The 8,653-nt window shown below is 64.5% G+C and carries 9 protein-coding genes and 1 tRNA gene; 6 read left to right on the plus strand and 4 right to left on the minus strand.

All coding sequences use genetic code 11. The annotated features are described in order from the left end of the window. The first annotated feature begins 75 nt into the window (after nt 1–75). Entirely contained in the window at nt 76–459 is a 384-nt protein-coding gene (locus tag LOS8367_RS17725) for a hypothetical protein (RefSeq protein ID WP_085897875.1), read from the plus strand. After that, nucleotides 452–877: a hypothetical protein gene (locus LOS8367_RS17730; RefSeq protein ID WP_085897876.1), complete on the plus strand. Its 426-nt coding sequence runs from the start codon at nt 452–454 to the stop codon at nt 875–877. The genes LOS8367_RS17725 and LOS8367_RS17730 overlap by 8 nt, the downstream gene beginning before the upstream one ends. A 55-nt stretch (nt 878–932) precedes the next feature. On the opposite strand, the gene LOS8367_RS17735 is transcribed toward LOS8367_RS17730, so the two are convergent. The 3 genes from LOS8367_RS17735 to LOS8367_RS17745 form a co-directional block, all read right to left on the minus strand. After that, entirely contained in the window at nt 933–3,092 is a 2,160-nt protein-coding gene (locus LOS8367_RS17735) for a site-specific integrase (protein WP_085897877.1), read from the minus strand. A gap of 146 nt (nt 3,093–3,238) precedes the next feature. Continuing rightward, nucleotides 3,239–3,313, minus strand: a tRNA-Asn gene (locus tag LOS8367_RS17740). 69 nt (nt 3,314–3,382) lie between these two features. Then, the gene (locus tag LOS8367_RS17745; RefSeq protein ID WP_085897878.1) at nt 3,383–4,264 is read right to left on the minus strand and encodes an MBL fold metallo-hydrolase; all 882 of its coding nucleotides are present in this window, start codon (nt 4,262–4,264) and stop codon (nt 3,383–3,385) included. Nucleotides 4,265–4,300: 36 nt separating this feature from the next. Between LOS8367_RS17745 and LOS8367_RS17750 the strand changes: the two genes are divergently transcribed. The 3 genes from LOS8367_RS17750 to LOS8367_RS17760 all read left to right on the plus strand — a co-directional run bounded on the left by LOS8367_RS17750 (nt 4,301) and on the right by LOS8367_RS17760 (nt 6,352). Beyond that, nucleotides 4,301–5,617 (plus strand): ATP-binding protein, encoded by a 1,317-nt coding sequence (locus LOS8367_RS17750; protein ID WP_085897879.1) that lies wholly within the window; start codon nt 4,301–4,303, stop codon nt 5,615–5,617. 97 nt (nt 5,618–5,714) lie between these two features. After that, nucleotides 5,715–5,906: a hypothetical protein gene (locus tag LOS8367_RS17755; protein ID WP_085897880.1), complete on the plus strand. Its 192-nt coding sequence runs from the start codon at nt 5,715–5,717 to the stop codon at nt 5,904–5,906. Between the two features lie 227 nt (nt 5,907–6,133). After that, on the plus strand, nt 6,134–6,352 hold the full coding sequence (locus LOS8367_RS17760; protein ID WP_085897881.1) for a VPEID-CTERM sorting domain-containing protein: 219 nt from the start codon (nt 6,134–6,136) through the stop codon (nt 6,350–6,352). Nucleotides 6,353–6,367: 15 nt separating this feature from the next. On the opposite strand, the gene xrtE is transcribed toward LOS8367_RS17760, so the two are convergent. Further along, entirely contained in the window at nt 6,368–8,149 is a 1,782-nt protein-coding gene (gene xrtE, locus LOS8367_RS17765) for an exosortase E/protease, VPEID-CTERM system (RefSeq protein ID WP_085897882.1), read from the minus strand. A gap of 344 nt (nt 8,150–8,493) precedes the next feature. Here xrtE and LOS8367_RS17770 point away from each other — a divergent pair. Continuing rightward, nucleotides 8,494–8,653 (plus strand): flagellar basal body protein (locus LOS8367_RS17770; protein WP_370737709.1); only part of this gene is annotated, 160 nt, incomplete at its 3' end.

An 8,653-nucleotide genomic window follows, 5' to 3' on the forward strand; every position in this document is an offset into this window, starting at 1 on the left:
CCCCGGCCCGGAAGGAGGAGGAGCCGGTCTTGTCACCTGAGGCATTTCGCCAACGGCACCATACGGGAGAACATCATGTTCGATATTCCCATGCCAGCCACCGCGCTGCACCGCTTCGCCCAAGAGCACTACGAGCCTATCCAGAACGCCGCCCTGCTGCTCGGAGGACGCTCCTGGCTGCGGCGCGTGCAGCGTCTGCTCGATCACCTCCAATTCACATCCACTGTGACCGACCATGTGCGGCGTGAAGCGGCCGCCCTGCTCGAGTTGCTCACTCTGGAGCATGTCCATGACGTGCTTCGTCTTGAGGCTGCCTACTTCGCCGATCTCGATCCGGCTGATCCCCATGTCGAAGAGATCTGTCTGCTGACGGACCATCTGTCCGACGCACTCGACGAGTGGGCAGCGCCGCAGGAAACCACGGTTGTCGACGACAAGGGGGGGAAAGCCGATGTGTGAGGACAGAGAACGACAGGATCCCCTGCGGGAAGCTGCTTTCGAAGCGCTGAGTGCCGCGGACCGGCTGTCCGAGGCCATCGTGGCTGTCGAAGTGGCGCAAGCCCTGACACGAGAGCAGCTCGAACAGCTGCGTGACCTGCGGCCGGCGTCCTTGATGCCTTCTCAGATCACCAGAGAGGCTGTCGATGCCCTCCGTGGACTGGCTGAGAGCCTCGAGCCGAGTATCAAGGGGGAAACCATGACCTGGTTCGTTCATGACGAGCACGACATGTCCGACGGCTACGAGGACTCCGAGACGTCCGATAAGGGCTTCGCGCTGATCCGGCTCCGCTCGGCGCTGCAAAATCTCGCCGAACGGTTGATGCTCCTGCGCAACTGGCAGGAGGCAGAACGGATTGCCCAGCAACTCCGCAGTTGAGGCATTTGGCCGAGGGGCAACCCTCGGCCAGTGTCCGGCAGGCGCGGAGTTCACTCTATGCCGACAGCGCGACGCCGTCACGTGCCGCCAACTTCGGCCCCTTCCTGCTGCTTTGGGGCGCGGCATTGAAGCGTCGCGCCACCATGCTGAGATCCAGCTGCTCCTGCTCCACATAGGCTTTCAGGGTTGCGAGCGAGAATCCTTCGGGGAGGTAGTTCACGATGCCGACGTCGTCGTTCCGATGGCCCATCAAGTAGCGCCGGGCTGTATCCGGCACGGCCCGGGTCACCATGCTCGAATTGAAGCTGGTCCGCATGGCGTGCAGGTCGCGCCGCTTGTCATAGACCTTCCGGGAGTTGCGGTAGTAATTGAAGTTCTTGGTAAAATTCGCGGTGAACGTCAGACGTTTCGATTTCGAACGGCTCACTTTGTCGAAGATTCGTTCCTTCCCGAGAGAGCGTTGACGTTCGACGAGCTCGAGGAAGCCAAGCTCGATCAGCTGGCTGTGGATGGGGATTATCCGGCGAGCATTGTTGCTTTTGAGCGACTGGCCCGTCCCTCGTTCGATGTCGAAGAAGTAGATGCCCTCATCGCACCGGATGTTCTTCGGCTTCAACTGCAGGATCTCCTCGCTCCGCATTCCATGCAACCGGGCGATCAGCGGCACCCAGAACACATGGTCGTTGATCTCCGTCTTGGCCGAGTTCCACTTCTCCGTCTTGAGCAAATCGGCCAGCTCGGTGCTGCTCCATGTCTGCCGCGAAGTTTCGGGAAGCTGCTTTCGCATGTCGTCGATCACCGCCTCGCCCAAGACGAAAGGCTTGAAGGGATTGTGAGAAATCCGGCCCCTTTCGACGGCATAGTCCAGGGGTGCCGACAGATACTTCTGATGCCGCTGCAAGGTCCGCGGAGAGATGAGTTTGGTCCCGGCCCTCTCCCGGGCGGCATCAGCCTCCTCGGCGGCAAGACCTCGGGAGTTGATCTCCTTTTCGACCTTGGCGAGCCGCTTCTTCTGTTCATGTTTCTCATGCTCGATGAACTCGAAGCAGGTGAGGTGACGCCATCGGCTCGAGCGACCATGATTGTTCGGCAGGCTGCGCAGAAGATCGGTGAACCGCGCCCAGAGTTCACCCGTTGCCTGCGAAAGGCGGGTCTCACCAAAAACATCGTGAACGATCCGTCGTGTCGACTGGATCGTATCGGCGTCCTTTTTGAACCGGGCAGCCTTGCCTTCGTCCTCGAACGAGTAAACCCCGTTGGAGCGCAGGCCACGCGACATGTCGTTGAACCAGTCGTCCCAAAGGTCGATGACCTTCGGATCGGTTCCGTCCAAGATGCGGGCCGGCGCCAAGAGGCTGGGATCGATTGTCATTTTGAGGCCGGGCCGATCGTAGAAGGCAGCTTTCGGCTGGGCCGTCCGTGGAGCGGGCCAATCCAAAGAGCCGTCCGGGTTCTCTTGGGCAGGACGCTGTTCCTCGGCCGTGGCTGAGGTTAGTCGTGGGCTTTCGCTGCGGGGCTCGGCCTGGTCCTGCGGGATATCGCACGACGCCATCTCTGCCGCGGGCTCCAACGTATCGGGCCGGTCCACAGTCGAAGCGTTCGTTGCCGCCGAGCGCGGCATCGAGGACGGCCTTTTCGGCAGGCTCATCCTTTGGAGGGCCTCCGCAAGATAGGGGTCTTGTTCGGTGAAGACTCCGCGGGCGCGTCGCTCCTTTTCCTCGCTGACCGCGATCATGGCGCGGACCATCTTGTCGGCGAGGATCGCGAAATCCTCGTCTGACTCGTCGAGGGAGATCCCGAGGCGTGCTGCTGTATCCCGCAGCGGCTGAATTGCCGGGGTCTTGTCGCAGAGAAAGATTGCATCATGCAGCGAGGCGCGGGCGGCGGCTTCCAGCGCCATGGCGGCTTCGGCCGCTGCGCGCGTGCGCAGGCCGGATAGCGCCCGGAGGCGATCAGAGACTTCAATCTCGCCCTCAATATAGGCGACCAAGATCTCGGTCATGACATCGGACGGCATGTCCTGCTCCGCGTTGAAGCAGATCTCACTGACGGCGGTCAGTCGCCGGGCGAGCTCTGCGGCATCGCGGGGGACGTGCGTGCGCAGTGGAAAGCAGAAGAATTCCGGTTTGAATCGGGTTCTGGCGCGGGCCGGGACGCGGCGGCGCCAGTAGTAACCGGTGGATCGACGTTCGAGATGGGGTTGGTTGATCGCCATCGGCGAGGGGCCTCCAGAGGTTGGAGGTGCCGCAGAGCGATCCAGGATCCTGTGCAGAGCTTTGTGCAAAGCCAAACGCAAAACCCCCGGGTCTCTGCCGAGACCCGGGGGTTTTCTGCCTGAACTTCAGCGTCTTGCTGGAAGTTTGGCTCCGGCGGTAGGGATCGAACCTACGACCAATTGATTAACAGTCAACTGCTCTACCGCTGAGCTACGCCGGAACATGTGGGCGATATACAGTTATCGGATCGGGAGTGTCCAGAGGCCCGGGCGGAAAAATTTCGCTCTCCTCACGTCAGCTTGAATCGGGCCTCGGCAAGCCCGGGCGTTTCAGCGAGCGCGCGGTTTCGCGACATGAGATCAAGGAGATGCGCGAGGACGTTGCGGCGCGCAGCGCCCTGCAACTCGGCAGGGATGTCGGTGTAGAGCCTCCGCGTGATTTCGCTTGCATCGGCGGGACCCTCCGAAAGAACGCGGACGATCTGCGCCTCGCGCTCGGCACGGTGCGACAGCAGCCAGTCGATCCGTGGCGCCGGCCGGTCGACCGGCGCGCCATGGCCGGGATAGAGACGCCGGGGCTGCAGCGCCCGCAGCCGCGCGCAGGAGCGGCGGAACGCTGCGAGGTCGCCGTCGGGCGGCGAGATCAGGGTGCCGGCCCAGCCCATCACCAGATCGCCCGAGAACACCCCCCCGCGCCAGGCGAAGCACAGATGCCCGGCCATGTGGCCCGGCATGTGCAGCGCGGTGACCGGCGTGCCGCCCGAGCCGATCCGCTCGCCTTCGCGCAGGATACGGTCGGGCCGGAACGCCGCGTCGAGACCCTCGCCGCCGCCAAGACCGGCATCGGCCAGCCGCCGCATGAGCGGGCTGCGCCCGGCATCCGCGGTTCCAAATCCGCAGATTGGCGCGCCGGTGGCCTCTGCGAGGGCAGGGGCCAAGGCGGAATGGTCGCGATGCGCGTGGGTGACGAGGATCGCCTCGACCGGGCGACCGTCGACCTCGGCCAGCAGTGCGGCGAGATGGGCGTCCTCGACGGGGCCGGGGTCAATCACGAGGAGCCGGTCTCGGCCCAGCACGTAGCTGTTGGTGCCGGGCCCGGTCATCGGCGAGGGGTTGGCCGCGCGGAGCCGCACCAGCCCCGGTTCGAGTCGCGCGCGGGCGTCGTCGCTCATGCTTTTCCTTTCCGGTCCGGGCGGCTAGCCTGCGCCATGACCTTTCACTGGTTGAAACGATGGATGCCGCGCGGTTTGCAGGGCCGCGCCGCGCTGATCCTCCTGCTGCCCGTGGTCACCCTCCAGCTGGTGATCTCGATCAGCTTCGTGCAGCGCCATTTCGAAGGCGTCACGCGGCAGATGACAAGATCCGTGCTGATCGATCTGCGCTATGTGGCCGAAACCGTAAATGCCATGCCAGGGCGCGCCGCCGCGGCCGAGGCGGCGGCCCGGCTGGGCGAGCCGCTCGAGCTCGAGACCCGCTTTGCCCCGGCGCCGCCCGGCGGCGATTCGGTCAAGCCGTGGGATCTGTCGGGTCAGCAGGTCATCGCCACGCTGCGGTCCGGGCTCGACGACGTGCAGGCGGTCGAGCTGACCGCCGGGCGTCAGGTCTCGGTCTGGGCCGGCACCGATCACGGCACGTTGCAGCTGGGCTTCGACCGGCGCCGGGTGTCGGCCAGCAACCCGCACCAGCTGATCGTGCTGATCGTGGTACTCGGCGCGCTGCTGACGCTGGTGGCCTATCTCTTCATGCGCAACCAGCTGCGGCCGATCACCCGGCTCGCCGCGGCCGCCGCCGCCTATGGCAAGGGGCGGCTCGTGCCCTACAAGGCAGGCGGCGCCTCGGAGGTGCGGGCCGCCGGCATGGCCTTTCTCGACATGCGCGCGAGGATCGAGCGGCAGAGCCAAGCCCGGCGGCTGATGCTGTCCGGGATCAGCCACGACCTGCGCACGCCGCTGACGCGGCTCCGGCTCGGCCTGTCGATGCTGCCGGAGGAGGAGGTGGGTCCGCTGGTCGGCGACGTGGACGAGATGCGCCGGCTGCTGGACGCGTTTCTCGACTTCGCGCGGGGCGATGCGGGCGACGAGGTCGAGCGGATCGACCCCGAGGAACTGACCGCGCGGGTGGTCGAGGATGCGCGGCGCACCGGGCAGGCGGTGGAGATGCGACCAGTGCAGGGCAAGAGCGAAGCGATGCCGCTGCGACCCACGGCGCTGCGCCGCGCGCTCGAAAACCTGATCGGCAATGCGCTGCGCTATGGCACGCGCTGCGAGGTGTCGCTGATCGTGTCGCCGCGCAGCTTGCGGCTTCTGGTCGAGGATGACGGGCCCGGCATCCCCGAAGCGCGCCGCGAGGAGGCGATGCGCCCCTTCACCCGGCTCGATCCCGCGCGCAACCAGGATCGCGGCACCGGCGTCGGCCTCGGCCTCGCCATCGTCGCGGACATCGCCCATGCGCATGGCGGCGCGCTGCATCTGGGTGACAGCGAGCGGTTGGGGGGCCTTAGGGCCGAGCTGGTACTGGCACGCTGAAGCATCGCGTCAGATGGCAGGCTGAGGACACGTCTGATATGGCCCGGACCCGATACATCCATGGGGCGTTGGTCCGCCATGAGCCGAAGGAATCGAAATGACTTACAAGTCCATGCTGCCGGCCTTCTTCCTGCTCGCGGCCTGCGCCGAGATGCAAGGTGGGACGTGCGTGACGACCCCTGCAAGCGCCGATGGCACCGTCTTCGATGATGAGGATCGCGCGGATTATCGTCCCGGGGGTGACCCGGTCCTGCAGACCGGTGGCGGTCTGAACGACGAAGAGGACTGAGGGTGTCGTCATTCCTGCTCCATCCGTGAGGAGTGCGCCAGACCGAGTGGTAGGGAGCATCAACTCGGGCGGACCGGACATTTCTAGCCCCGGAAGCCGACAACAATAAAGTCGCTGGGTCGCCACTGTTCAGTCGCGCCGGACATTACGTCGAATTTTCCCCTATACCCTTGCGAAACATGGCGCATTTGCGTCTTTTTGAGGGAGCAAATGTGAGGGGATCGACCATGAAGACTGCCGTGCGACTCGTAACCAGCGCCGCATTCCTTGCCGCCATGGCCACGCCGAGCTTCGCGACTTGGCGTTTTTCCTGGCGTGACTGGTACGCCTACAAGAGCAAGCCGCATGCGGTTCCTGAGATCGACGCGTCGAGCGGTTTGCTGGCTGTCGCTGCGGTCGCCGCGATGCTGATCTTCGCGTGGGAGCGGAACAGGAAGCGCGGCTGAACCGCTTCACCGACTTCAGATCAGGGCCCAATTGCCGCTCGATACGGCCCATAGGGCCACGACGGCATTGGCCGCGACATGGGCCGCGACGGCATCGCCGACGCGGCCTCGCCGTATCAGCAGCGCCGAGAACACCAAGCTCGCCAGTCCGGCGGCAAGCCATTGCCCATGCAGCAGGGCGAAGCCCACAGCCGATATGGTAAAGGCCAGAATGCGGAGAGGCATACTGCCATCATCGATCCGAGCGTGCAGGTAGCCTCGGAAGAAGAGCTCCTCGATCATCGGCACCAGAAAAATGGTTCCGACGAGCCGGGCCCCAATCCACAGTACCAGAGCAGCGCCACCGATCGGCCCGGCAAGATCGGTGATCGTCGCCTGTGCGCCGCTTGCTAAGCCGGCAAGGATCCAGACGATTCCCACGACGCCGCCTGCAGCAAGAGAGAGCGCGTCCGGGCGCCATTTCAGCCGCGCGTAAGCCTGTGAAAATAGCGCCAGTGACAAGGCCATGGCGATCACCCGCCACGGATAGCCCGCCTCGGGCGCAGTCCAGAACGCCGAAACGACGATGCCCGAGATCATGAAGACCACGAAGGGCAGGATCCGTGCCGCATCCCAATCCTGCAGCAAAGGTATGCGCGCCGAAGGGACAGCGCGGTTTCTATGCAGCCAAGGCAGGCTTTGCGCCAAGGCCAGGATTAGCAGTGCCAGAATGGTGAAGGCGAGCCAACCGGCATAGCTGTGGAACCCATTCACCGCGAGGTCCGGGGCGCCACCCACGCCGATCATCACCAGGACGGCGATCCGGATGACGTTGAACACCCAGCTCAGGCCAAGCGCCAACGGCCAGAGCACCAGCCAGAGCGGGCGCTGCCGCAGCGTGTCGCGAAACAGTACCGCGTAGAGGCCGACGAAGCCGGTGACCAGGGCCAGCCCCTCGACCCCGGAACAGGCCGCCGCGATCTGCACGAAGAAGTCATTGGCACCGATGATGTATTCCGACACATCAACCATGACCGCGAGGCCGCTCATCGACATGATCAGCGCCACCGCTTGAAATGTCGGCTGCGCCAGCCAGTCCCAGTTCCAGAGCATGCCGCTCATTGTCGCGGCCTCGGGCAGCAGCGCTGCCATCAGGGCGAGCCACAACGGGACCCAGCGCTGGTCGGCGAGCCATGCGGCCCAGCCGCGTGGCGACACCATCCAGAACGCGCCCCCCAGTACCCCGGCGAGCGCACCGGTCGCCATGATCGGCAGTGCCGTTTCCAGCCGGTCCTGCAGCAGGGCCGGACCGAAGAGGATCACCGGCGAGAAGATCAGCAATACCCCCAATGCGTGGATGGCGGGCCAGAGGCCGGATGTCGCGCCGCTGCTCAGTGCCACGAGGGTCTTTCCGGCCTTGGGCCGGGCCACGAAGTAGAGCGACATCGCGGCAATGACGGTGATCCCGCGCCCGAGCGATCCGCGCAGCTGCTGGCACCACAGCTCCGCCACACTGGCGCGACACTCAACCGAAACGCCGAACTGATAGACGGCGACGATCATCAGCGTCTCGACGAAAAAGAGAACGCAGAGCAAGGCCAGACGCGGCTGGGAGAGATAGGTCAAGAAACGGGTCCTGTGGGCAGTCTGTAACGGTTCGTCGAACGCGTGCCTCGATCGATGGTCAAGCCATGACGATGCTCGCGCTCCTTCAAAGCTTTCACGCCGATTTGGGGCCTCAATTTGCTTTGGCTTGGTCGATTGTTCGACCGATCGCCCGCCTGTATCCGATGGACCAGCGGACCAGCGGCTTGGCATGCCGGGTCATTCGGCGGATGGCCAGCGGCTGAAAAGCGAAGCGTCGCGTCCCAGCGGTCATCTCGATGTCCGAAGGAAAGTGCCCGCCTCACCTCAGCCTCGGAAGGATTCAGAGGGTGTTGAATTGGTCCAATGGACAAACGCTTTTGCCCGGAGTGCCTCACGGCCGAAATGTGAACGGCGGTGCCACACTGTTGCCACAATCATCGTTCCTATGGGCAGCAAGAATACTAGTACTTTTGGGTAGCAACCTGACCCACTCACCTCATCGGCTCGTCAGAAGCCGTGGACGTCAGGGGCCTGCACCAGAGACGAAGGGCAGATCTATGAGCATCTCCTACGCGATGCAGACCGGCGTGAGCGGGTTGCGGGCCAATTCCACGGCGGTGGGCCGGATCTCGGAGAACATCGCCAACGCCAACACCGACGGCTACCGGCGCAGCTTCGTGCAGATGGTCACCACCAGCACGCTGAGCGACAATGCCGGCATCTCGCCCTCGGGCG

The organism is Limimaricola soesokkakensis (genome assembly GCF_900172345.1).
Taxonomy (GTDB): domain Bacteria; phylum Pseudomonadota; class Alphaproteobacteria; order Rhodobacterales; family Rhodobacteraceae; genus Limimaricola; species Limimaricola soesokkakensis.

Excerpts from the sequence above, each read along its gene's own strand:
- LOS8367_RS17730 (WP_085897876.1), top strand. The coding sequence starts at position 452 with ATGTGTGAGGACAGAGAACGACAGGATCCCCTGCGGGAAGCTGCTTTC.
- LOS8367_RS17755 (WP_085897880.1), top strand. The coding sequence starts at position 5,715 with ATGACTTACAAGTCCATGCTGCCGGCCTTCTTCCTGCTCGCGGCCTGC.
- LOS8367_RS17725 (WP_085897875.1), top strand. The coding sequence starts at position 76 with ATGTTCGATATTCCCATGCCAGCCACCGCGCTGCACCGCTTCGCCCAA.
- LOS8367_RS17745 (WP_085897878.1), bottom strand. The coding sequence starts at position 4,264 with ATGAGCGACGACGCCCGCGCGCGACTCGAACCGGGGCTGGTGCGGCTC.
- LOS8367_RS17760 (WP_085897881.1), top strand. The coding sequence starts at position 6,134 with ATGAAGACTGCCGTGCGACTCGTAACCAGCGCCGCATTCCTTGCCGCC.
- xrtE (WP_085897882.1), bottom strand. The coding sequence starts at position 8,149 with ATGCCAAGCCGCTGGTCCGCTGGTCCATCGGATACAGGCGGGCGATCG.
- LOS8367_RS17750 (WP_085897879.1), top strand. The coding sequence starts at position 4,301 with ATGACCTTTCACTGGTTGAAACGATGGATGCCGCGCGGTTTGCAGGGC.
- LOS8367_RS17735 (WP_085897877.1), bottom strand. The coding sequence starts at position 3,092 with ATGGCGATCAACCAACCCCATCTCGAACGTCGATCCACCGGTTACTAC.